Origin of the sequence: Nonomuraea rubra (assembly GCF_014207985.1) — a bacterium.
In the GTDB taxonomy this organism is placed as follows: Bacteria; Actinomycetota; Actinomycetes; order Streptosporangiales; family Streptosporangiaceae; genus Nonomuraea; species Nonomuraea rubra.
In genome coordinates, this window is record NZ_JACHMI010000001.1 from 1,668,123 (window position 1) to 1,691,918 (window position 23,796).

The following is a 23,796-nucleotide window of genomic DNA, read 5'->3' on the forward strand; positions in this document are numbered from 1 at the left end:
AGACCACTTCCATGCGTACCCATGTTGACCTGCCGGTCTCCCTCAAGCGCGACTCGGCCGAACCGCTCACCGCGCAGCTCGCCGGCTGGCTGCGCGGCGCCATGCTGGACGGCACGCTCGCGTCCGGGGAGCGGCTCCCGTCGTCGCGGGCCCTGGCCGCCCAGCTCGGGGTGAGCAGGACCGTGGTGACGGAGGCGTACCAGCAGCTCTACGCCGAGGGCTGGCTGGACGGCCGGCACGGATCGGGCACGTTCGTGGCCGACATCAAGGCGGGCACGGAACAGACGCCCAGGCCGCCCGCCAGGGGCGCGTACGTGCCGGCGACGCCGCCACCCGCGAACCTGATCAACCTCACGTCCGGCGCCCCCTGGGTACGCGACTACGACCGGGCGGCGTGGAGGCGGGCCTGGCGCAGGGCCGCCGACCTGCCGCCCGGCGACTCGCCCGACATGTACGGACTGCCGCGCCTGCGCGAGCTGCTCGCCGACCACCTCAGACGCGCCAGGGGCATGGCCGTCGGCCCCGAGAACATCCTGGTCACCCGGGGCACGGGCAACGGGCTCGACCTCTGCGCGATGGCCCTGCTCGGGCCGGGCGCCAGGGCCGGGGTGGAGGACCCGGGTTACCGGGTGGCGCGCACGGTGTTCGCGGCCAGGGGCGCCGAGGTGGTGCCGTGCCCGGTGGACGAGGACGGCGTGATCGTGGACGGCCTGCCGGGGGATCTGAGCGTGCTCTACACCACGCCCGCCCACCAGTTCCCGCTGGGCGGCCGGCTGCCGATCCCGCGCAGGGAGCGGCTGCTGGCCTGGGCGGGCAGCACGGGCGCGACGATCGTGGAGGACGACTACGACGCCGAGTTCCGCTACGACGTCGCCCCGCTGCCCGCGCTCTACGGCCTCGACCCCTCGCGGGTGGTGCTGCTCGGCACGCTGTCCAAGATCCTCGCCCCGGACGTGGGCGTGGGCTGGCTGGTGGGCGAGCCGGAGCTGGTGAGCAGGATCGCCGCCCTGCGCTGGGCGGTGGCCGACCGCACCAGCGGCCCCGTCCAGCAGGCCGTCGCCACCCTCCTGGAGCGCGGCGACCTCGACCGGCACCTGCGCCGGATGCGCCTGGAGTACGCGCGCCGCCGCGCGGCCGTCGTCGAGATCCTCGGCCCCGTGTGCCGCCTGCGCGGCGACACGGCCGGGCTGCACGTCCTGGCCGAGCTGCCCGCCGCGCTGGTGCCCGGCGTGGTCGAGGGTGCCGCCCGGCGCGGGGTCGTGCTCGACTCCACCGAGCACCACCACCACGGCCGCACCCGGCTGCACGGCCTGGTGATCGGGTACGGCTCCGCCTCGCTGCCCGACGTCCGCCGGGGCTGCGAGATCGTCGCCGGGCTCATCCGCGAGGCCCGCTCGTAGGCGGCTCCAGCCGGCGCAGGATGGGCAGCGAGCGGGCGGTGTACATCGGGTCGACCGGCAGCACGTGCCTGGCCCACCAGCGGGCCGGGCCGGGGTCGGGGGAGTGCTCGGTGTAGGCGGGGGCGTAGTCGTCGTAGGCGGGGTCGTACAGGTAACCCGTGGACACGCCGTGCCGTTCGAGCTCCTCGATGGCCGCGTCCCTGTCGCGGACCAGCAGCGGGACCCGGAACAGCGGCCGGTTCAGGTCGTCGAGCACGGCGGGGGCGACCGTGGGCAGCTCGGCCAGGCGCTGCACGCCGGCCAGCCGCCGCGCCCGGTCGCGGGGCACCCGGGCCACGCGCCGCTCCTGGTACCAGCGGACCAGGCGGCCGCGGCGGGCGCGGTAGTGGTGCAGGTCGGCGCGTACCCAGGGGTCGAAGGGCGGCAGCGCGGGGGCCTGCTTGAGCGCCAGCTCCAGCTCGTCGGCGCGCACCGGGATGCGGTAGCCCTCGCGCGGCTCCTGCATGCCGAGGCGGCGCATGAGCTTGAGCGCGGGGCGGACGAGGTCGAGCTTCAGCGCCGCCTGGCGGGCCATGGAGGTGGCCACGCTCCACCCGTCGGCCCAGGGGGAGCCCCGGGTCAGCAGCTCGTCGCGGGCGCGGGTCAGGGCCCGCAGGTCGGACTCGTCCTCGACGGCGAGCACCCCGCCCGAGCCCGCGCTCGGGTGCTTGGACAGGCTGAAGACCGAGGCGTGCCCGAACGTGCCGAGCGGTCGGCCGCCGAGGTCGCTCTCCATGGCGTGCGCCACGTCCTCGATGAGGATCTTGCCGGCGAAGGCGGGGGCGTCGTCGGGCAGGCCGTACAGGTTGGTGGTCAGGACGGCGTCCACCGTGCCGAGGTCCACCCGGGAGACGTCGATGTTGCCGTCACGCGGGGACAGCGGCGCGATCACCGGGCGCAGCCCGGCGGCCAGCACGAGGAAGAGGATCTCGTCGGCGGAGATCGGTGACATCAGCAGCCGCTGCCCGGGCAGGCACCAGTGGCGTAGTGCCAGGTAGAGGCCGAGCCTGTTGGACGGTAGCGACAGGCAGTGACGCCCCGTTCGCTCTGCGATGTGTTTCACCGTTGTAGGACGGTACGCAGTCTTCCATACGTTTTCAAGGTCTTGTCCGCCGTTTTGAGCAGTAGCGGGTTCGCCATGACCGTGGCGCGCGTCTTGCGTACCGGCACCCGCATCACCCAGTGCACGCCCGCCGCCGGGCCGAGCCTGGCCACCCGGCCCTCGGCCACCTCCAGCTCGCCGTTCTTGAGCTTGTCCTTGTACTCCTTCTGGCCGCGCCCCATGTCGATGACCTCGATGCCGGACTTGGCCGCCTGCTCGGCCATCGCCAGGTGGTGGATGAGGCCGGGGGAGTACTTGGCGAACCGGGTGTCGTAGGCGGGGAACCAGCCGGCCAGCGTCGTCCGCGTACGCAGCCCGAAGTGCCCGGCCACCGGGCTGCCGTCCACGTACACCATGTCGAGCACCCCGGCGAAGCTGTCGGACTGGGTGGCCAGCAGCCGCTCGACCAGCTCCACGATCCACGGGTGCGCGAACCGGTCGGCGCGGCCGGTGCGGCGGTACTGGTCGGTCTTCCAGCCCAGCAGCGTGCGCAGGGGCTCCACCTCGGTGGTCGCGTAGTCGTGGCGCAGCGGGCCCGCCTCGCGCTGCAGCTTGCGCGACTTGGCCAGGGTGCTCTTGTACGTCTTGCCCGAGTGCCTGCGAAGTGACTCTGTGTAGTTGTCCCAGCCGTCACGAAGATCGATGATCGGGGACGGGTAACGCTCGTGGCGCGCTCCCAGCAGCGGCTGCCCGGAGACGAGGTGGTCGAACTCGTACACCGCCAGCCCGCACTGCTTCAGCAGCCACTGCGGGTGGATCCGTGCGTCCTTGGCGTGCACGAGCCCCTGCGCGTCCGTGAGCCCGGCGGCCACCGGCTTGCCGATGCCGAGAGGATGTCGCTCGAAGGGGAAGAATCCCACGATCTCCGGGCCGTCGTGGATGACGGCGACGCGTACGACATCTCGGAGTTCGCCCACCGTAAGGGTGAATTCTGGGGACAGGAAGGGGTTGTCGAAGGCGGTGTCCGCTTCTTGCAGGGCACGCCAGCGGCACACTTCGGGTTCGCCCAGCTCACGGGGTAGGGCAAGGGTGACGTGCATGGGCTCCTACTGTCAGCACACTCTCTGGGCAAGCCGAGGGCCAGGGTGTACTACCACACTAAAGGATCTCACGCGATGCCAAAGCCGCAGCTCCGGAACGTTACAGAACTCCCAGTATGTCTTCAGGACCGAGTGACGTTCTAATGTGTGACCATGACCGTACCTGGCATCGACCATCCCCAGCTGGTCGCCTGGATGGGCCGGAACGTGCCCGACGCCGGCGAGCCCCTGTCCGTCTCGCTGATCTCCGGCGGCCGGTCGAACCTGACCTATCTGGTCGAGGCCAGGGAGCGCCGGCTGGTGCTGCGCCGCCCGCCCCTGGGCCACGTGCTCCCGACGGCCCACGACATGCGCCGGGAGTGGCGGGTCATCTCGGCGCTCGCGCCGACGCCCGTGCCGGTGCCGGAACCCGTCGCGTTCTGCGGCGACGAGGACGTGATCGGCGCGCCGTTCTACCTCATGGGGCACGTCGAGGGGGAGGCCGTACGGAGCAGGGAGCAGCTCGGCGACCGGACGCCCGAGCAGACGCGGCGGCTGTCGGAACGGCTGGCCGAGGTGCTGGCGGGCATCCACGCCGTGGACTACCGCGAGGTGGGGCTCGGCGACTTCGGACGGCCCCAGGGGTACATGGCCAGGCAGCTCGACCGGTGGTGCCAGCAGTGGGAGCGGTCGAAGACGGCGGACCTGCCCGACTACGACCGGCTCGTGGCGCGGCTGCGGGAGCGGCTGCCCGCCGAGGCGGCGGGCACGCTGGTGCACGGCGACTACCGGCTGGACAACACGCTGCTGCGGCTCGGGGACCTGGAGATCGCGGCCGTGGTCGACTGGGAGATGTCCACGCTCGGCGACCCGCTGGCCGACCTGGGGCTGACGCTGACGTACTGGCACGACCGCGGGGACGACGAGCGGGCGAGCATCCCGGTGGCGGGGGACGTGACGGTGGCGCCCGGGTTCATGAACGCGGCGGAGTTCGCCGCCCACTACACCAAGGTGTCCGGACGGGACATTTCAGACCTCGGGTTCTACGTGGCCTTCGGCAACTTCAAGCTCGCCGTCATCGTGGAGGGTATCCACGCCCGCTTCCGGCAGGGTAAGACCGTTGGAGAGGGGTTCGACCGCATCGGCGCGGCCGTGCCCACCCTGATCGCCCGCGCGCACCGGATGCTCGACCAGCACTGACCACTCGACCTCTCCATCCCCCGCAAGGAGCGTCATGAGCACTGTTGCACTGATCACCGGAGCCGCGAGCGGCATCGGCGCCGCCGTGGCCCGGCGCCTGTCGGCGGGGGGCGTCAAGTGCGTCCTCGTCGACCTGGACGGCGAGGGAGCCGAGCGGCTGGCCAAGGAGCTGGACGGCGCGTGGCTGGCCGCCGACGTCAGCACCGAGGAGGCCTCGCTGGAGGCCGTCGCGCTGGCCGAGCAGCGGTACGGGCGGCTCGACCTCGTCCACCTCAACGCCGGCATCTCCGGCCGGGTGGACCTGGCCGACTTCGACCTCGCCCGCTACCGCAAGGTCGTCGGGGTGAACATGGACGGCGTCGTCTTCGGCGTACGGGCCACCATGCCGCTGCTCCTGCGCTCGGGCGGCGGCGCGATCGTCGTCACCTCGTCGCTGGCCGGGCTCACCGCCTTCTCCGGCGACCCGGTCTACACGATGACCAAGCACGCCGTCGTCGGCCTGGTCAGGGCGCTGGCCGAGCCGCTGGCCGCGCAGAACGTACGCATCGGCGCGGTCTGCCCCGGCTTCACCGACACGCCGCTGGTGGCCGACGCCAGGGACATGTTCGTCAACGCCGGCTTCCCGCTGCTCACCGCCGAGGACGTGGCCGCCGCCGTCGAGTCCGCCTTCTACGCCGAGACCCCCGGCACGCTCCTCATCGTGCAGCCGGGCCGGCAGCCTGTCCCCTACCGCTACGCCGGCGTTCCCGGACCGGCCGGAGGGCAGCGGCCGCCACAAGATTGACCGCAAGTCGCTTGCAAGCGGGACGATTAGCGTAAAGAGGGCTGGACTGCTGTCCAGCCCTTGTACGTTCGCGAACCTTGTAGGTTCGTGGTTCCCCCAACGTCTCGCGAGGATGAGGAGCCTTCAGTGATTCCGACCGACGGCCGACACGCGCGCCGACGATCGCCATGGCCGATCGCACTTGGAGCCGGCATCCTCGCGGTCGTACTGGTGGCGGGCATCATGGTGTACGCCGCGATCCGGACGAAGGAGCGCAGCGTGTTCAAGGGCAGCGAGGTGGCCACGAAGGTGCCCACCGAGCCCGCGCCCCAGCTCTCGGAGCCCCCGGCACTGGAGAACTGGCCGCGCTGGGGCGTCACCCACACGCAGTACAGCGCCGACAACGAGCCGCAGGCGGTCGTGGAGGAGGCCAGGGGCGTGCTCGGCCGGGTCCCCATGCTGCAGAACCAGCACATCATGGGCTGGGGCGTCGGCAATCCGGAGCCCAGCCCGGGGCAGCTCAACTTCGTCGACCTCGACCGCCGGATGACGTTCATCTCGTCCTCGCGAGGCGTGCCGGTGATCACGCTCTGCTGCGCGCCCGACTGGATGAAGGGCGGGCAGGCCGGGCGTACGGACTGGAGCAAGAACCACACGGTCGCCCCCGAGCGGGAGCACTTCGACGACTTCGCCAAGCTCGCGGTGCGGGTGGCCAAGCAGTACCCCACGGTCAAGCACTACATGGTGTGGAACGAGTTCAAGGGCTTCTGGGACCCGGCGACCAACCGGTGGGACGCCCAGGCGTACACCGAGATGTACAACAAGGTGTACACGGCGCTGAAGAAGGTCAACAAGGACATCCAGGTCGGCGGCCCGTACGTGCCGATCGGGAGCAACGCGCGCGCCGAGGGCCCGTCCGAGCTGAGCGGCCCCTGGGGCACGGTGGACCAGCGGGCGCTGGACGCCGTCAAGTACTGGATCGAGCACAAGAAGGGCGCCGACTTCATCGTCGTGGACGGCGCCTCGATGACCAACGACAAGGGCAACGTGCCCAACGACTTCGCCGCCCAGGCCAAGTTCGGCGCCATCACCACGTGGCTGCGCGAGGAGAGCGGCGACCTGCCGGTGTGGTGGGCCGAGTGGTACGTCGAGCCCGAGAACGCGCAGTGGAGCGAGGACAAGCGCACCGCCGTCCAGGCCACCGCGCTCATGGAGTTCGCCAGGAGCGGGGTCACCACCGCCCTCTACTGGAACCCGCAGCAGAAGGGCGAGGGGGAGTGCGCCGGGTGCCTCTGGTCGCCCAAGGTGGGCGGCGAGCTGCCCATGGCGGGGCTGCTCAGCGGGTTCACCAAGTGGTTCCCCGCCGGGGTGGAGGTGCAGGAGGTGCAGAGCTCCGACCCCAAGGTGAAGGCGCTGGGCCAGGCCAGCCAGGTCGTGATGGTGAACACCTCCGACCAGGACGTCTCCGCCACCGTCGACGGGCGTCAGGTCACGTTGCGGCCCTACGAGATCAAGTGGTCGGGGCGCGGCGGCGCCTGAGCCCGTGAGCCGCGGCGCGGCCGCTCGTGGCCGCGGAAGGCCGCGCAGCACGCCGCCAGCGCCACGGCGAACACCGGCAACCAGGCCAGCCTGGCCACCACCCAGCCGCCCGAGTCCGGGGCGGTGTGCAGGCCGGGCAGGGCCTGGCCGGAGAGCAGGCCGAGGGCGGTGACGGCGATCATGGCGGTCTGGTGCCAGAGGAAGATCGTGATCGCGGCGAGGTTCGCCAGCGCGACGGCCGCCCAGGCAGCCGGTCGCCGCAGGACCCGGCGCAGCGGGCCGAGCAGCAGCACGGCCGCTCCGCACTGGGCCAGGCCGAAGGTGACGGCGGCGAGGGTGGGCGGGTCCAGGTTGGAGATCTCCGCGCCGGGCACGCCCACCATGGCCGCCGGGTAGCCCGCCCACAGGACGAGCCCGGCGGTGGCGCCCGTCCCGCCGAGCAGCAGCGCCCAGCCGGTCCCGCGCCCCGGCGGGCCGCCGTTCCGGCCCCAGGACAGACCCAGGCAGTAGGGCACCGCCCAGCCCGCCACCACGTTCACGCCGCCGAGCCAGGCGGGGCCGTCCAGGCCGTACCGGACGAGGTCCACCAGCGCGACGACGGCGAGCGGCCACGCCGGGCGCAATCTGGCCGCCAGCGGGGTCGCGGCCGTCAGCACGGCGAGGACCAGCAGGAACCACAGCGGCGACCACACCAGCCTGGCCAGCGAGGTCACGGTGCCCGGCCCCACCCCGGCGGCGAGCATCGCGACCGCGATCACCGCCCACACCGGCACCACGGCGGCCACCGGCCGGAACAGGCGGGCCAGCCGCCGCCCGAGCCACACCCGGTAGCCGGCTCCGGCCCCGCCACGGGCCGCCACCATCCCGCCCACCAGGAAGAAGACCGCCAGCGTCTGGAACAGCCAGGAGACCGGCGCGAGCCCGGGCAGCTCCCGCAGCGGGCTGGCGGCGCGCACGGTGCCGCTGTCGGTCACCAGGGCCGTCACCAGCCAGTGCCCCAGCACCACGCCGAGGATGGACAGCGCGCGCAGCCCGTCCAGCCCGCGGTCGCGATCCGCCGGGGTCGCCTTGCCGACGCGTTCGACCAGGTCACGCATGCGGGGCCCGCCCCGACACGATGGCGGCGACGTTGCGCAGGAACAGGGAGCCCGGCCGCAGGTAGTCGCTGTGGCCGCCGTCGCCCGCCGCGAAGACGCGGGCGCCGGACGACGGGGAGACCGGGTCCAGGCCGAGCCCCACGGTGAGGAACGGCAGCCGGAGCCGCACGTGAGGCACGTTCGCGATCCAGTCCCCGGTGCCGCGGGCGGCCCAGACGGGGGCGGAGGTGCGCAGCGGGCCGCTCGTGCCCGTGCCGGGGGCGCCGTACAGGACGATGTTCGCCACGTCGCCCAGCCCGGCCGCGGCCCGACCGCAGACGACGGCGCCGTAGGAGTGGCACAGCAGCGACACCCTGCCGGGGCCCAGCTCGTGGACGAACGATCGCAGCCCCGGCACGGCCCCGTCCGCGCGGCCGGTGGTCAGGACGGCGGCGCCCAGCGTTCCCGGGGTCCGGTAGCCGAGCCAGGCGACGACGGCGGCCCGGTCGCCCAGCTCCCGCTGGAGCGCCAGCGCGCCGGCGCGCAGCCGCCCGTACGTGCCGAGGCCGGTGTCCGAGCCGGGCACCAGCACGGCCACCCGCGCGGCCCCGGCCAGGTCGCCGAAGACCTCCGCGGAGCGGCCGCCGTCACGCCCGTCGAAGAACAGGAACCGCCGCCCCGGCTCCGCCATCGCGCGCAGCGCCGCGGCCCGGCGCGACTGGCCGTGCCCGGTGGCCATCCGCTCGGCCGCCAGGATGTCCTGGCGGACGGCGGCGTACCGGGCCTCGGTCATACCCCGGGGCGGCCGGTTCGGCGCGGGAGCGGGCACCTCGGAGCCGGACAGGGGCACGACCACGGACGCGGCCAGGACGGCGGTGAACAGTTTCCGGCGCAGCCGGGTGAACGCGGTGGGGCGGGGCGAACGGGTGGACATGCGGCGAACCTACGGATCGCGCCCCGTCGTCGGCGTCCCACCTGGGAGTGGATCCTTGACGTAGCTCTGAAGTACTACGAGGTCACTCCAGCCCGAAGTGCGGCAGGCAGGCCGCCAGGCCGTGGATCTCCACCGGCACCGGGCAGTCGAAGTCCTCGCGGCCGAGCCGGAGCCGCTGCTGCGTCGCCCGCCGCCCGCGGATCGACTGGACCGTCGTCCCGTCGGGCCGGTAGCCGAGCTTGCGCGAGACGCCGAGCGAGGCCGGGTTGTCCAGGAAGGCGCTGGAGACGGCCGTCAGCGCCCCGAGCCCGGCGAACGCCAGGTGCAGCACGGCGGCGCGCATCTCCGTGCCGAGCCCCATGCCCTGGTACGCGCGGCCCAGCCACGAGCCCGTGTGCACCTCGCGGGTGACCGCGAACTCGACCCCCTTGACGTCCTGGGTGCCGATCACCCGGCCCTCGTGGACGACGGCGAAGTTGCAGCACCAGGCGTCAGGCCGCCATCGCGCCATGACCCCGAGGTGGTAGAGCACCACCTTCGCGGGCAGCTCGGCGGCGGGCGCGTCCGTCCAGGGCACGCCGAACGGCATCCGGCCGGGGTCGTGCACGCCCTCCACGGCACGGTCGGCCAGCTCGTCGAGGTCGTCGAAGGTGGGGAGCCGGAGCGTGAGGCGGGGCGTGGTCAGCCGCAGGTCGTGTACGGGCCAGTTGCGCATGCCTGCCCATTGTTCCCGGCCGCGCCGCCCGCCTCACCTGGTTATTTTGGGCCTTCGCCAGTACGTCAGGAAGCGCAGCAGCCACTCCACCGGCCCGTACCGGTGCCCGCCGAGCCACCAGCGGCTGTAGCCGGCCTGGAGCACGAAGATGCCGAGCGCGATCAGCATCTCCAGCGGCGGGCTGACCCGGTCCACGAGCGCCAGGCCGTACCCGGTGAAGATGAGCGAGCAGATCAGCGACTGCGCCAGGTAGTTGGACAGCGCCATCCTGCCGGGCGCCGCCAGCGCCCGCGCCAGCCGCGGCACGTGCGGCAGCACGCGCAGGAACGTGGCCGCGTACGCCGCCGCCAGCAGCGGCGCCGTCACCAGGTCCACCGCCTCGCCCCAGAACTTGTGCACCGAGCCGTTCCAGACCGAGGCCGTGTAGAAGACCGCGCCGCCCAGCCCGACCGTGAACCCGGTCCACTGCAGCGCGCGCAGCGTCCCCGTGTACGCGGACACGTCGCGCAGCGCGCCCAGCTTGCCGACCGCCAGCCCGATCAGGCACGCCGCCAGCACCGCGGGGCCCTGGAAGAAGACCCGCGCCACGATGATCAGCGACAGCTTCCTGAGGTGCTCGGAGACGATCTGCCAGAACACCCCGCCGAGTGCCGAGTTCGACGCGGCGGCCTGCGCCTGACCGTCGGCGACCCGGCCCGACACGTCCAGGCCCGCCGTGGCCAGCAGCGCGAGCAGCACGAAGGCCAGGGCCAGCAGCAACGTGAGCGCGATGGCCAGCAGCACCGCCGTCCTCGGCCGGACCCGGCGGAAGATCAGCAGCGCCAGCCCCACGGCGGCGTACGTCGTCAGGATGTCCCCGGGGAACAGCAGCACGGCGTGCGCCAGCCCGAGCAGGAACAGCCCGGCCAGCCGCCGCAGGAACATCGGCACGAACGGCCGCCCCCGCCGCCCGGCCGAGTCGACCTGCAGCGTGAAGCTGTACCCGAACAGGAACGAGAACAGCAGGTAGAACTTGTTCTCCAGGAACAGCGTCACGAACCACCGCACGCCCCAGTCCAGGGACGAGCCGAACGCGGGCTCCGCCATCCCGGCCATCCGGTAGCCGGAGGCCAGGTAGGCGATGTTCACGACGAGGATGCCCAGCAGGGAGAAACCCCGTAAGGCGTCGACGGAGGCGATTCGCGCTGTGGCGAGGCGTACGTCTGGCCTGGCGGGATGTGTCTCCTGTGTCCTCATCGGAGAGCATCATCCCGCACAAGCTGAGTGTTTCCTGGGAATTCAGTTATTTTGTGCGATATAGATGAATCGCTCGATGATCACTGCTAGCGCCACCGCGAAGGCCGGGATCGCCAGGAACAGCAGGCGCTTGCGGGCCTTCGGCGCCCGGTTCGGGCCGTTCAGCCGGATGATCTCGTACCCGAAGAGCGCGACCCAGGTCACGGCCAGCGCGCCGACACCCACCGGCGTCAACGGCGAGGTGGGGTCGCCACGGCCCTTGTAGGGGTTCGGCTCGGGGATCTCCGTGCCTCTGACGAACGTCTTCCAGGTGTAGAGCGCCGCGTCCTCGTTGGAGTAGACCCGCTTCAGGTCGGGCGACTTGTCCAGCGCCGCCCGGAACTTCTCGCCCCAGTCGGCCGGGAAGCCCTCGTTGAGCTGCAGGTAGCTGACCTGGCCCCGGCTCACCATCAGGTACGAGTTCCTGGACGCCTCCTTCAGCGCCTGCACCGCGTCGGAGATCTGCGCCGGATCCTTGTGCACCAGCGCCTGCAGGTTGAAGCTGACCTTCTCCACGTCCCGCTCGCCCCACGGCAGGGTCGGCGTGACCTCCGGGCCCTCCTTGGGCACCAGGTAGAGCACCCGGGCGCTGGGCTTGTCGTGGTCGTAGACGTAGTGCAGGGCGGCCACCTCGCCGGTGGTGACCCGCTCGAACTTCTCGTTGCCGTACCTGGCCAGCAGGAACGCGAACGCGAACACGACCGCGAAGCACGCCGCCAGCACGATCGAGATCCGCTTGGTCAGCTCGGGGTTGAAGCGCACGTTCCGCTTGCGCAGCGGCACGGTCTCCTCGCGCACGTCCGCGCTGTCGGCCGGCAGGTTCGGGAAGAACGCGTACGCGGCCAGCAGGCAGGCGCCGGGCAGCGCGAACATGTAGATCCGCAGCCCGATCTCGCCGCCGTAGCTCTGCAGCCCCAGCGCCAGCACCGGCACGCACAGCAGGATCAGCGCCGACCGGTCGAACACCCCGCGCCGGAACCGGCGGAAGATGCCCACCGCCGCGCACGCCAGGATCACCGCGAGGATGCCCAGCCGGGCCTGCAGCACCATCGCGTGCGCGGGGTCGGTGCCCTCGATGCGGTCGCCGGTGTTGGTCTGCAGGTTCTGCCAGATGTTGCCCAGGCCGCCGAAGATCGTGTCGATCTGGCTGGCCCAGAAGCCCACCGTCATGTAGCTGATCCAGGCCAGCACCACCAGCCCGAGGAAGAACGGCAGCGCCCAGGTCAGCGTGGTCCGCTTGAAGATCAGGAACGCCGTCACCACGCCCAGCATCATGAACGGCGTGATCTGGTGCGAGGCCACCGACGCCACGAACAGCGCCACCAGCATCATCAGCATGAGCAGCTTGTCGGCCCTGAACGTACCGGTGTTCGCCAGCTCGCCCGGCGTCATCGCGTCCAGCTTGCCGATCAGCTTGCGCAGCCCCTTGGGCGGGATCGGCTTCGTCCGCGTCTCCACCCGTCCGAACCATCTCAGCAGGATCGCCACGAACGCCAGATACAGCGCGAACGTGAAGCCCTGTGGCGAGAAGTAGTCCTGCCCGATCCACTGCACCAGCACGAACAGCAGCGCCGCGAACCACCGCGCCCGCGTGGTCGCCACCACCTGGCGCAGGATCAGCACGAACGGCAGCAGGTAGAGCAGGTTCGACAGCAGCGGCGTCCACTGCAGGATCGGCGTCAGGTCGGTGATCCCGGCGGCCTTCGTCACGAACGCGAACAACGCGAAGAAGCCCGGCCAGCCCATGCGGGCGTCGATGTTGATCGCCGTCTCGCCGGTCCTGCCGATGAACTCCACGAAACCGGCATGGATGTACGCGGTCGGGAAGCGCGGCTCGTCGGCCACCAGCGCGCCCGCGCCGTGCAGGGCGAACGTGATGGCGGCGATCTGGAACAGCAGCAGGAACTTGCGGTCGGTGCTCTGGGTGACCGTGATGAAGAACGACACGATCATGATCAGGATGGCGATGAACGCCGTCGTCGGCAGCGCCGAGATCAGGCCCAGGCCGTCGATGTCGGCCGGATCCACGCCGCGCAGCGGGCCCGGGGGGACCTTGAGGGCGAGGATGTACATGATCAGGCCCTCGAAGACCAGCAGCACGGGCAGCCACGTCGGCGCACTCGCCACCAGCGCCCCGACCCTGCCCCTGAACGTGCGGGGCTTACCGGGCCGCTGCGCTACGGGCGCCTGCGCTGCGGGTGCCTGCCCAGGCGTCGCCTGCCTCGGCGGGGCCTGCTGGAACGCGACCTGCTGCCCCTGCTCGGGCGCCCTCTGCGGCCCCGACGGACCCTGCGGCGCGATCCCGGGCGCGTTACTGGGCGCGGTGCCGGGGGCCGGCTGCACAAGATTCGCCAGCCCCTGCGACCCACCAACCGGCCGCCCTCCACCACCGGGCCCACCGGCACCGGGCGCGCCTGTACCGGGCCCGCCAGCGCCAGGTCCACCGGTGGCCGGCGCGCCGGCACCGGGTCCGCCGGTGGTGGGAGTGCTCGTAGTGGGCGCTCCCGTGGGATGCGCGCTCATGGGCTGCGTCCCGGCGCCGGCGGCTCCGGCGGCCGCCCCTCTCACCGGTGCCGCTCCTGCGGACGGCGCCCCGCTGGGAGGCGTGCTGGTCGGAGTGGCCCCTGCGGAGGGTGCCTTGCCGGGCGCGCCGCTGCTCGGCCGCGCCTCACTCGGGGACGCGCCGGTGCCCTTGGGCGACGTCCCACCGGACGTGCCCTTGGCGGGCGCGCCGGCGGCGGCAGCGCCACCAGCACCAGGTGCGGCGGCAGAGCCGGGCTTAGCGGGAGTAGCGCCGGGCTTCGCAGGCGCGGCGCCTGGCTGACCCTGTCCACCGGCAGGCTGCGCCCCACTGGCGGGCTGGGCACCCGCAGCAGGCCGGGCGCCGGAGACAGGCTGAGCGCCGGTGCCAGGCTTGGTGCCGCTAGCAGGCTGAGCACCCGTGCCGGGCTTCGCGCCGGTGCCGCCCGCAGGCTGGGCGCCAGTGCCGGGCTTGGCGCCGGTGCCGCCCGCAGGCTGAGGCCCGCTGGCGGGCTGGGGCCGGAGGCCGGGGGAGGTGTCGCCGTCGTCCGAGGCTTCGGAGCCTTCGGCCGCCGGTTGCACAGGCATGGAGACCGTGCCGGCCGCCGAGGGGTCGGCGGCAGGGCCGGCCGTGGGCGGATGCCCGATGTGCAGGGGCGCGGGCAGCCGGATGGCCGTCGTGCGTTCCGCCTCCGGCGGGGACTGCTCCTCGCCGCCGGAGGTCTGCGGGGAGTCCTCGGCCGAGCCGGCCTCCTCGCCCGCGGGCGGGAACGTCAGCTTGGGGATGACTCCCGTAGCTTCCGGATCGAAGGGCACGTCTGACTCCTCCTTGTCCCCACGCACGTCCGAGGAGCCCGTGATCCCCGTTTGCATGCCATCGCCGTCCCGTTGCCTCACGTTGACCATCATGAAGCCCCGGACGACCCCTGGGTGACAGTCGACCTACCGCTTTCGTCGAATTTGAGAATTTTACGTAGATTTCCAAAGATCAAAAGTGCGACAAGTACCTCGCTGAAGAGCAATCCGTACCCCACGGCGTTCACCCCGAAGTGAGGGAACAGTGCCACGGTGGACACCAGCACGAGCACCGCCAGCCCGATCTGGACGATCGCCAGCGTCCGCGCCCTGCTCTGCGCCCGCAGCGCGCTCAGGTACACCTCGATCAGCACCCGGGGCAGCACCGCCAGCGCCATCAGCCGCAGCAGCGTCGTGCCCTCCTCGGCGAAGGCCGAGCCGAAGATGGTCAGGATCAGCGGCGCCCCGAGTATCGCCACCGCGATGATCGGAGTGACGATCATGAAGGCGCGCCGCAACGCCCGCCGGCAGTTCTCGGCCAGCCTGGCACGGTCGAAGGAGCCCTCGACGGTCAGCGACACCGCCATGTTCATGGCCAGCAGCTCGATCATGCTGGCCAGCGTGTGCGCCATCGAGAACCGCCCGAACGTGGCCTCGCCCACCTGCGTGGCGACCACCACGGGCACCAGGTAGACGATCGCCAGGATCGACAGCGTGCCGGGGAAGTCGCCGGCCAGGAAGCGGCCGACCTCGCGCAGCTTCGGCGGCTCCTGTACGGGATCGGCCCGCTTGACGTGCCGCGGCACGACGACGCCGAAGATCAGCCAGTTGACCGGGATGAGCGCCAGCGCGGTCGGGATCACCCACGAGACGAAGATCCCGCCGGACGGCAGCGCCCCGGCCACGGCGACCAGGAGCCCCATCTTGACCAGGCCGAAGACCAGGTTGTTCATCGGCACGAACGTGGCCCTGCGCAGCCCGGTCAGCACCACGTCCTGCAGCGTGAACACGGCCCACACCACCACGGACGCCAGGAAGAACAGCCCGGGCCCGAACCCGGCCAGCACCGAGTACGTCTTCCCCCACATGGGCAGCGTCAGCAGGAACCCCAGGGCCGCGACCCCGCCCGTGGCGGCGGCCAGGCCGTACCCGCGCAGGATGAGCTCGGGCGTGCGGCGGCCCGCCACCGGCAGGAACCGGGCCAGCGCGCCCACGAAGCCGAGCGCGGTCAGCGACGCGAACAGCCGCATCGCCGTGATCACGGCCTGCCCGCGGCCGAACTCCTCGGGCGAGTAGAAGTGCGCGGCCAGCAACCAGTAGCCCATGCCGAGCACACCGGTGATCACGGTGTTCACCATGAGCGCGTAACCCTGCAGGAACAGCGGGTTACGCAGGTCGCGCAGCACCTTCCCCCAGAGGCTAGACATTTCCGCGCACCCGCTGCAGCCCGTACCTCGTCCTGCGGACGACCGCGTACCCCTTGGTGAGGATGCGCTCGCGCATGTAGATGAGAGGTACGGCGTTGCCTTCGACGGCGCGCTTGAACATGTTGATGGTCGTGTTCTTGCCGACCGTCAACCGGGGGATGGCGAGCATGTCATGGCGATCGGCGGCGATCGTGTTGCTCACGGCGCAGGCGGCGAAGTATCCGGCCTTGCGCACTTCGCGGCGGACCCTGGCGCTGGAGTACCCGTACGGGTAGGCCATGGTGGCGACCGGCGTGCCGATCTTCTCCTCCAGCAGGCCCTTGTTCCTGCGCAGCTCCTGCCGCAGCTCCTCGGTGCGGAGCTGGTCGAGCTGGGGGTGGCTGTGGCTGTGGCCGCCGATCTCGACGCCGGTCTGCGCGGCCTCGCGGGCCTGGCCCCACGACAGCATGTCGTCGAGGGGCCGGCCCGCCGCGTCCCTGCCCGCGTCGGACACCCAGCCGCTGGTCAGGAAGACCGTGGCCGGGAAGTTGTGTCGTTCCAGCAGCGGCAGCGCGCGGCTGTGGAAGTCGGCGTAGCCGTCGTCGAACGTCACCACGATCGGCTTGTCCGGCAGTGACAGCCCGTTGTTCTTGTTGAACCTGGCCACCAGGTCACCCAGCGTGAGCGGCGTGAAGCCGCTCTCCGCCAGGTAGGCGAGCTGCTCCTCCAGGTCGGAGGGCCGTACGGCGTGCGGCTTGGTCTCGTCGTTGGGCGCGTCGGTGACCGAGTGGTACATCAGGATCGGTACGCGGATCATGATCGTGCCGCCTTCAGCCGTACGGAACCCACGACGTAACCCCAGGTCGTCCAGGCCAGCCCGATCACGATCGCGGCGGCCCTGCCGAGCCCGCCCACGTCGCCGCGCAGGGCCTCACCGACCCCGCGCAGCGCGCCGAGCGGCAGCGTCTTGATCGCGTGCGCGCGCTCGCTGGACAGCCCGTCCTGGGTGCCGACCTCCCGCGTCACCAGGGCCTTCGACAGGCCCTCCGCGTAACACCTGGACCTGAAGTAGGCGAACCGCTCGCGCTGCTTCGACACCTTGTGCCCGATCACCGCGCGCGGCTCGAACAGCATGACCGAGCCCGGCTTGCGCTGGCTCAGCCTGATGCAGAACTCGGTCTCCTCGCACCCGAGAGGGCGCGACTTGCGTCCCTGCACGCTGCGGCCGATGCCGCTGTGGAAGCCGCCCACCTCGGACACGGCGTCACGCAGGAAGGCGGCGTTGCCGCCCATGACGTTGCGGATCGGCGCCCTGACCGCGGGCATGCCGCGGTAGGTGCAGCCGACCGTCCAGTCGAACTCGTACGGGAACCAGCCAGGCCGCCGCCCCGACGCCCAGATGGGGTCGGTACGGCCGCCCACGCCGACGACACCGGTTTCCTGGAAGCCCTCCTCCAAAGCCTCCAGCCACCCGGGGTCGGCGACCGCGTCGTCGTCGAGAAAGGCGACGATCTCACCGTTGGCCGTGGCCACGCCGGTGTTCTTGCCACCGGACAACCCCTGCTCGTGCGTGTTCTCCACCACGATGGCCTGCGGGTACTCGTGCTTCAGCTTGAGGTGCAGGTCGGGGTTGTGGTCGACCACCAGGATCAGCTCGTGTGCCGGGCGCGTCTGGTTCTCGACCGACTCGACTGCCTGCCTGATGTCCTCCCACCGTTCCTCGGTGTAGACGCAGATGACAACAGACGTGTTCACAACGATCCCTTTTTTATGCGACGCCTCGGTCAGCGGCGGGAGTGGCGGCGGGCTCAGGCTGAGGCGGAGTGGGCTGGCGACGCCACTCCTTCAGGATGGTCTTGAGCACGCGGAAGCCATCTCGTACGACGTGCAGGTTGCTTTCGCCGTGGATGCGGTTGCGCTCGTGGCTGGGCACCTCGTGCACCTTCAGCCCGGCCTTGGCCGCGCGCACGTTCATCAGCGTCTCCACCTCGAAGCCGTCGCAGTCGAGGTCGAGCACATCAAGGTGGCGCGCCCAGAAGGCGTTGTAGCCGTAGCAGAGGTCGGTGTACTGGGTGCGGTACATCACGTTCACGATGCCCGTGAGCACCTTGTTGCCAAGACGCCGGTTCAGCGTCAGGTCGTCACTGCCGCCCCCGGCGGCGTAGCGCGAACCCTTGACGAAGTCGGCACCGGTCACCAGCGCGCCCACAAAGTTGATGATCTCGCGGCCGTCGGTCGAGCCGTCGGCGTCGATCATCACGATGATGTCGCTGGTGCACGCGGCGAAGCCCGCGGACAGGGCGTCGCCCTTGCCCTTGCCCGTCTGGGTCACCACTTTGACGTTCGGCCGCAGCCGCTTGGCCACGGCCACCGTGTCGTCGACGGAGTTGCCGTCGACCAGCACGATCTCGTCAACCCACTGCGGGATGGTGGCAAAGACGTGCGGCAGGTTCTCCGCCTCGTTCATCGCCGGCACGACCACGCTGACCGTCGGGGAGATGGCCAGGTGCGGCGTCACCGGGGTGAAGCTCGAGGGCGGCGGCATCGACCGCAGAGGCGAGGAGTGAACCTTGCCGTTGTGCTTGGTTATCTCGGGACTCATGGCGAGGGAAATCCTTCCGGGACCCTGCTCTGCGGGCCGGACGGAACCACCCCCGGGTGCTGCGGGAACGGCGAAGCCGGCGAACGGTGCATCGAAGGGTCCTGTGTGGAGTGTGAGGGTGTTGGTGCTGGTGCCGGGGGGTGTGCTCCGGGATCGCTCAGCGCGCTCCCGTTGGTTCCTGGGTTACTGCGTTGGATGGCTCCTGACGTTGAATCGAGGTGCGCACCCGACCGAAGCCCTTCAGGACACGGTCGGCCGCCTTATAGAGAGACGGCCGATCCATGACAATTGTTCGGGCCTTGTTGAAAGGAGTTCGGCCCATCCAGTGAACGGCCGCGGAGGCGGACGGACGCGAGACGCGGCCTTCGGCGACGTACAGGGTCCCGCTCTTCAGCCAGTCCTTGTACTCCTTGCCGCCCTTGCCCATGTCGACCATGTGCAGACCCGCGTTCGCGGCGGCCTCGGCCATCTGGAGGTGGTGGACGATGCCCGGCGAGTAGCGGGCGTACTCGGTGTCGTAGGCGGGGAACCACCCTACAAGCGTGGTCGCCGTCCGAAGGCCGAAATGCCCGGCAACTGGTACGTCACCGGCATAAAGCATGGTCAGGACACCCGCGAAGTCCGATGAGTTCTCGGCATGCATCATGTCCGTCAATTCGACGATCCACGGCTGGGCGAACCTGTCCACCCGGCCAGTTCTCTGGTACTGGTCGGACTTCCAGGCGAGCAGCGTGCGCAGCACCTCGGGGTCGGCCGAGGCCCACTCCAGGCGCAGGTCGCCCTGCTCCCGCCCCATCTTGCGTTCCTTGTAGCGGACGGTCTTGAGATTCTTCGGCGAGTTGGCCTTGACCTGCTCGATCCAGGCCTCGAAGCCCGCGGTGAAGTCCATGACCGGCGCGGGCCGGACGTCCGACTCGTACTCGGCGAACGTCGGCTGCCCCGCCACCAGGTGGTCGAAGTCGAAGACGCTGAGCTTGCAGGCGCGCAGCAGTGCCTTGGCGTCGAGCTTCAGCTCGGGGACCGAGATCAGGCCGTGACACGTGGTGAGGAATCCGCCGAGCGGCTTGCCGATGCCGAAGCTGTGCCGCTCGTAGGGGAAGAACCCCTGGATGCCCCTCCCGTCGGAGATGACCGCCACCCTCACGTAGTCGCGCAAGCGGTCCATCGCCACGGCGAACTCGACCGACAGGAACGGGTTGTCCAGACTGCGGTCGGCCTTCTGCAGCTCACGCCATCGGGCCCGCTCGGAGTCCCCGAGCTCTCCCGGCCGGACTACCTGGATGTTCACCTTGCCCTGGCCCCCTGTTCGGTCTGCATGCTCTTCCCCCGGTACAACACCCGAAGCACGTACATGAACCCTCCGAGCACGGCGACCGTCGCGACACCGGCTCGGGGCGACCACGCGTTGAAGAGCAGCATGGCCTCGGCGAGGAGCACGTTGAGTACGAGACTCGCCGCGGCTCCTACGGATAGCGCGGCGAGGGGGTCACGATCACGCAACAGTCCCACCACTGCCGCTCCTGGCACGACCAGAAGGAACAAGGAGATCAGGAACGGGCGCAGCGGTGTCTCGATATCGAACAGCGCGATGACCGCTCCCGCGATGCAGGCGAGCGCGACCAGCCAGGCCAGCGCTCTGCGGTGCTGCTTGAGCATCTCCTGTCTCTCTCCTGCTCTTGCTGGTTGTTGCGCGATTGATCGCATTCATGGGACCAATCCACGCTATGACACGTCAATGCCGACGCTTGGCGACGCGCTCCGGTTTACAGGCATGCCGAGGTTTCTCGTGTGACCTTCGACACACGGTCAAGAGATCGGCATGCCCCGGCGCGGTCCCCAAGCACACCAGAATGCCCTATGTAGCCTAGGGTTCACGAGTCAGGGTCCGATTTATATACGTTTGTCGTGTTAAAACTGTGAGTTACTGTGACTCCGCGTCCGGCTCCTCCACGGGTTCGCGGGCCGAGGTGGTGGCGACGCCGGCACTCGGCGACTCGGTCGGCTCCTCGGTGGCCGGCGGGGGGTCGGTCGGCTGCTCGGGGGAGTCGTCGCCCTGCCAGGACAGGGAGCACGTGGCGGTGCCGCCGTTCGAGGTGAAGGTGATGCGGCCGCTGCCGGAGGCGTTCGGCTCGACGACCGTCACCACCACCGTGGCCGAGGCGCCCGTCCGCACCGAACCGCTCGCCGGGTGCACGTCGAGGCCCTGCGAGGCCGTCGCCACCCAGGAGACGGCGGCGTTGCGCGCGCCGAGCCCGATGCGTGCGACGCCGACGATCGCCTGCGGGCACGTGACCCGCAGCCGGGCGTCCGGCGCGGGCCTGCGCCGCGACGCCGTGGGCGCGGGCGCCTGCCTGCTGCTCCTGCGCGGGGCGGCCGCCGGCGGCGTGATCCGGGGCGAGGTGATCCTGGGCGACGGGGTACGGCTCGGGCTCGGCGACGGGGTCGAACTGGGCTCCTCCTCGATCACCGGCTCCGGCGTGGGGTCCTCCTCCAGGGAGGTGCTGGGGGAGGGGACAGGCCGCAGCGTGGTCGTCCCCGAGCTGCCGGCGCCGTTCAGCACCACGACCGTGCCCGTAGCGGCCAGCAGGCACGCGCCCGCCAGCATGAGCGGCGCCAGCCGCCGCGGCCGCCGGCGCGAGCGGCGGTCGGCCGGCACCGGGAACCCCGACCGGTCGAAGCTTTCACCCCGGTCCGTGATCAGGACGCGGGTGTCGTCCAGCTCGGGCTTGACGCAGGTGTCGATCACCCGGCGGCGCAGCGAGATCGGCGGATGGGAGACCGGCACCAGGTCGAGCAGCTTCGCCGCCGACACCTTGCGGCGCCTGCCCTCGGTGCACACCTCGCACCCGCCGATGTGCCCGGACAACCGGCGCCGCAGCAGCGGGGTGAGCGGCCCCTCCCAGGAGTCCAGCATCGCCGACAGGTCGGGGCAGTGCGCCCGCCCGGTCCTGGCCAGCAGCACGGCCGCGGCGGCGATCTCCAGATGGTCGCGGGCCCGGCCCAGCCTGGCGGCCGACTGCCTGGAGGTCAGCCCGAGCACCGCGCCGACCTCCGCCGGGGTCAGGCCGTGGCGCAGCGACAGCTTCAGCACCTCGCGCTGGCCGCCGCTCAGCTCGCCCAGCGCCTCGTGGACCAGGTCGGCCAGCTCCCGGTCGCCGTGCTCGCCGAGCTCAGGCAGCTCGGGCAGCGGCATGCCGCCCGACGGGGTGCCGGGGCGGCGTGCCATCCTGGCCCGTACCTGGAACCTGGTCAGCGCGTACAGCCAGGCGCGCAGCCGGCCGGGCTCCCTGAGCCTGGCCACGCAGCCCTGCGCGGTGACCAGCGCGTCGTGTACGGAGTCGGACGCCACGTCGCTCCGGCCCGACAGGGAGTACGCGTAGTCGTGCAGCCGTTCGGCGTAGGAGTCGTAGAGCGTGGCGGTAGCGGCGGTCTCCGCGCGCCGCAGAGCTTCGACCAGCTCCTGATCGCCCGCACGATCGACGGTCGGCCATCCAGGCACGGATTTCCCTCCCCGCAGGTAGGACGCTCACTCAAGCCCCACGCGGAGAGGACGCCGCCTCGATCGGCCAGGTTCGCCCGCCATGCCCAACGAGCATGGCGGGCCCGGTGCTGTCAGCCGTCGCAGTTCGGCATGCAGAGGCGTCGCTCCATGCCCTGCAGGAAGAAGTCGCGGACCTGGAGGATGTTCTCGGCGATGTACGCCTCGCCGCCCGTGGCCTTGGCCACCGCCTCCATCTGCGACTTGCCCTTCTTGGCGTCGGGGCCGAACGCGATCAGCAGGATGGTGAGCGGCCGCTTCGGGTTGTAGGTCTTCTTCAGGAACTCCAGGAGCTCGGCGTTCTTGACGCCGCCGTCCGGATCGTCGTTGCCCGCGCCGTCGGTGAGGATCAGGAGGGTGTTGACCTTGTCCTCCTGGAACGTCTTGGTCAGCTCCGTGTAGGCCGCCTTGATCGTGTCGTTCAGGCCGGTGTCGCCGGTGGACTTGGCCTGGAGCGTGGCGAACGTCCTGACCAGCATCTCCTTGCGCGTCGCCCCGTCGATCGACTCGCTGAGCGGCCCGACCGAGACGAGCTCCTTCCAGTCCTTGTCCTGCCCGTCCAGGTGTGTGGAGAACGACCACAGGCCCATCTCGGAGCCCGGGGGGAAGAGCCCCAGGCCCTCGGTGGCGATCCGGTTGATGGCCTGCATGCGGGTCATGTTCGTGCCGGGCACGGGCAGCGCCATCGTGCCGGAGACGTCGAGCAGGGTGAGCAGGCGGGTGCCGAGGTTCAGCCGGGTCCAGGTCTGCACCATGCGGGCCACGGTCGCCCCGTCCGGCGGGTCCAGCGCGGCCGGGGTCTCGGGGGTGAAGCCCTTGTCCTCGGTCAGCGCGTCGCCCGCCTTGCCGTCGGTGCTGCGGAAGCCGGCGTCACGCAGGGTCTTCTTGGCCGACTCGGTGGTCAGGGCCTGCTTGAAGTCGGCCGCGGCCTTCTGCACCTGGGGGTCCTTGGTCAGGATCGTGACCGGGTAGTCCAGGCTGAGCGTGCCCTCCTTGGGGTAGAGGGCGACGACCGGCGACTCGGGCTTCTTCGTGTTGTGCGCGTAGATGGCCTGCTCGGAGGTGACGCCGACCGGCACCCTGCTGCCCGACTTGACGGTGAGGCTGGCCAGCAGCGCGGTCGAGTCGGAGGCGAGCTGGCCCGACAGCTCCTTCAGCGCGCCGACCAGGGCCTTGTCCTGCTTGGCCTCCCTGGCGGTGCCGGCCGCGGCCAGCAGGGCCGCCAGGCCCGCCGAGTTCTTCTGCGGGTCGAGGGCGAGCACCCGCACCTTCCTGCCGGGGCCGTCCACGTTGGCCACGTTCGCCGCCGAGATCATGGAGACCCAGCTCGGCTGGAGCGTGCCGGACAGCTTGGCCGCGGCCGACTTGGCCGCCGCCAGCACCACGGGGGAGGTCGCGATCGACCCCTCCACCTGCGGCAGCGCGTCTCCGGCCCCGGTACTGCGGATGCTCTCCATGAGCAGGCTGGAGTCGGCCACCCAGAAGTCGGCGCCGGTCTTGCCCGCCGCCAGCGCGTTCGCCGTCCTGGCCGCCGCCTCCTTGGCCACCGTCACCTCGACGCACTTGGTGTCGATCGAGTGCAGGGCCTTGTTGTAGTTGCCGGCGATCTTGTTCAGGGCCGGCTGGATGTCGGGGGTGGCGACCACGCGCAGCGGCAGCTTGCCGCCCGAGCAGTCGTGGTCCCGGTTGAAGATGACGAACGCGGCCACGCCGAGGAGCACGGCCAGGGCGACGGCTCCGGCGAGCGGTACGAGCACTCTGCCGCGACCGCGCCGGGCTCGCCTGCGCGGTGGTGGTGGTTCGCTGGCCCTGTATCCGCCGTCGAGATCGTCTGTGCGGTGTCGCCCCACGATGTCCTCTTAGGTGTTCTCGT

General features: G+C 71.0%; 19 protein-coding genes. 4 read left to right on the plus strand and 15 right to left on the minus strand.

Annotated elements, in window-relative coordinates:
• The first annotated feature begins 11 nt into the window (after window positions 1–11).
• Complete coding sequence (gene pdxR / locus HD593_RS07825; RefSeq protein ID WP_185101525.1) at window positions 12–1,400, plus strand: MocR-like pyridoxine biosynthesis transcription factor PdxR; 1,389 nt, start codon at window positions 12–14, stop codon at window positions 1,398–1,400.
• Here the strand turns inward: pdxR and HD593_RS07830 are convergent.
• On the minus strand, window positions 1,378–2,502 hold the full coding sequence (locus HD593_RS07830) for a DegT/DnrJ/EryC1/StrS family aminotransferase (RefSeq protein ID WP_185101526.1): 1,125 nt from the start codon (window positions 2,500–2,502) through the stop codon (window positions 1,378–1,380). The two genes, pdxR and HD593_RS07830, sit on opposite strands and share 23 nt — an antisense overlap.
• Window positions 2,499–3,581 carry a GNAT family N-acetyltransferase gene (locus HD593_RS07835; protein ID WP_185101527.1) on the minus strand — a complete coding sequence of 361 codons (1,083 nt, stop codon included), beginning with the start codon at window positions 3,579–3,581 and terminating at the stop codon, window positions 2,499–2,501. Before HD593_RS07835 ends, HD593_RS07830 begins: the two co-directional genes overlap by 4 nt.
• Window positions 3,582–3,734: 153 nt before the next feature.
• Here HD593_RS07835 and HD593_RS07840 point away from each other — a divergent pair, with 153 nt between their 5' ends.
• The 3 genes from HD593_RS07840 (at window position 3,735) to HD593_RS07850 (ending at window position 7,062) form a co-directional block, all read left to right on the plus strand.
• The gene (locus HD593_RS07840; RefSeq protein WP_185101528.1) at window positions 3,735–4,760 is read left to right on the plus strand and encodes a phosphotransferase family protein; all 1,026 of its coding nucleotides are present in this window, start codon (window positions 3,735–3,737) and stop codon (window positions 4,758–4,760) included.
• Between the two features lie 34 nt (window positions 4,761–4,794).
• Window positions 4,795–5,544 (plus strand): SDR family oxidoreductase, encoded by a 750-nt coding sequence (locus HD593_RS07845; protein WP_185101529.1) that lies wholly within the window; start codon window positions 4,795–4,797, stop codon window positions 5,542–5,544.
• Between the two features lie 210 nt (window positions 5,545–5,754).
• On the plus strand, window positions 5,755–7,062 hold the full coding sequence (locus tag HD593_RS07850) for a glycoside hydrolase family protein (RefSeq protein ID WP_312903389.1): 1,308 nt from the start codon (window positions 5,755–5,757) through the stop codon (window positions 7,060–7,062).
• Here the strand turns inward: HD593_RS07850 and HD593_RS07855 are convergent.
• The 13 genes from HD593_RS07855 to HD593_RS07915 form a co-directional block, all read right to left on the minus strand.
• Entirely contained in the window at window positions 7,026–8,159 is a 1,134-nt protein-coding gene (locus HD593_RS07855) for an acyltransferase family protein (protein ID WP_185101530.1), read from the minus strand. The genes HD593_RS07850 and HD593_RS07855 overlap by 37 nt on opposite strands.
• Window positions 8,152–9,072, minus strand: a complete 921-nt coding sequence (locus HD593_RS07860; protein WP_185101531.1) for an alpha/beta hydrolase — start codon at window positions 9,070–9,072, stop codon at window positions 8,152–8,154. Before HD593_RS07860 ends, HD593_RS07855 begins: the two co-directional genes overlap by 8 nt.
• Window positions 9,073–9,154: 82 nt before the next feature.
• On the minus strand, window positions 9,155–9,787 hold the full coding sequence (locus tag HD593_RS07865; protein ID WP_185101532.1) for a GNAT family N-acetyltransferase: 633 nt from the start codon (window positions 9,785–9,787) through the stop codon (window positions 9,155–9,157).
• Window positions 9,788–9,820: 33 nt separating this feature from the next.
• The gene (locus HD593_RS07870; RefSeq protein ID WP_185101533.1) at window positions 9,821–11,023 is read right to left on the minus strand and encodes a DUF418 domain-containing protein; all 1,203 of its coding nucleotides are present in this window, start codon (window positions 11,021–11,023) and stop codon (window positions 9,821–9,823) included.
• Between the two features lie 42 nt (window positions 11,024–11,065).
• Window positions 11,066–13,405, minus strand: a complete 2,340-nt coding sequence (locus tag HD593_RS07875) for a hypothetical protein (protein ID WP_221524650.1) — start codon at window positions 13,403–13,405, stop codon at window positions 11,066–11,068.
• A 1,082-nt stretch (window positions 13,406–14,487) separates the two neighbouring features.
• Window positions 14,488–15,804 (minus strand): lipopolysaccharide biosynthesis protein, encoded by a 1,317-nt coding sequence (locus HD593_RS07880; RefSeq protein WP_185101535.1) that lies wholly within the window; start codon window positions 15,802–15,804, stop codon window positions 14,488–14,490.
• On the minus strand, window positions 15,797–16,600 hold the full coding sequence (locus tag HD593_RS07885) for a polysaccharide deacetylase family protein (RefSeq protein ID WP_185101536.1): 804 nt from the start codon (window positions 16,598–16,600) through the stop codon (window positions 15,797–15,799). The genes HD593_RS07880 and HD593_RS07885 overlap by 8 nt, the downstream gene beginning before the upstream one ends.
• Entirely contained in the window at window positions 16,597–17,538 is a 942-nt protein-coding gene (locus HD593_RS07890) for a glycosyltransferase family 2 protein (RefSeq protein WP_185101537.1), read from the minus strand. The genes HD593_RS07885 and HD593_RS07890 overlap by 4 nt, the downstream gene beginning before the upstream one ends.
• A gap of 13 nt (window positions 17,539–17,551) precedes the next feature.
• The gene (locus tag HD593_RS07895) at window positions 17,552–18,301 is read right to left on the minus strand and encodes a glycosyltransferase family 2 protein (RefSeq protein WP_312903390.1); all 750 of its coding nucleotides are present in this window, start codon (window positions 18,299–18,301) and stop codon (window positions 17,552–17,554) included.
• Between the two features lie 241 nt (window positions 18,302–18,542).
• The gene (locus tag HD593_RS07900) at window positions 18,543–19,673 is read right to left on the minus strand and encodes a GNAT family N-acetyltransferase (protein ID WP_185101539.1); all 1,131 of its coding nucleotides are present in this window, start codon (window positions 19,671–19,673) and stop codon (window positions 18,543–18,545) included.
• A complete protein-coding gene (locus tag HD593_RS07905) occupies window positions 19,670–20,041 on the minus strand; it encodes a hypothetical protein (RefSeq protein WP_080045753.1) in 372 nt (123 codons plus the stop codon). Before HD593_RS07905 ends, HD593_RS07900 begins: the two co-directional genes overlap by 4 nt.
• Window positions 20,042–20,306: 265 nt before the next feature.
• Window positions 20,307–21,884, minus strand: coding sequence for a sigma factor (locus HD593_RS07910; protein ID WP_185101540.1), 1,578 nt, complete (start codon window positions 21,882–21,884; stop codon window positions 20,307–20,309).
• Between the two features lie 113 nt (window positions 21,885–21,997).
• Entirely contained in the window at window positions 21,998–23,680 is a 1,683-nt protein-coding gene (locus HD593_RS07915) for a substrate-binding domain-containing protein (protein WP_185101541.1), read from the minus strand.
• Window positions 23,681–23,796: the final 116 nt, after the last annotated feature.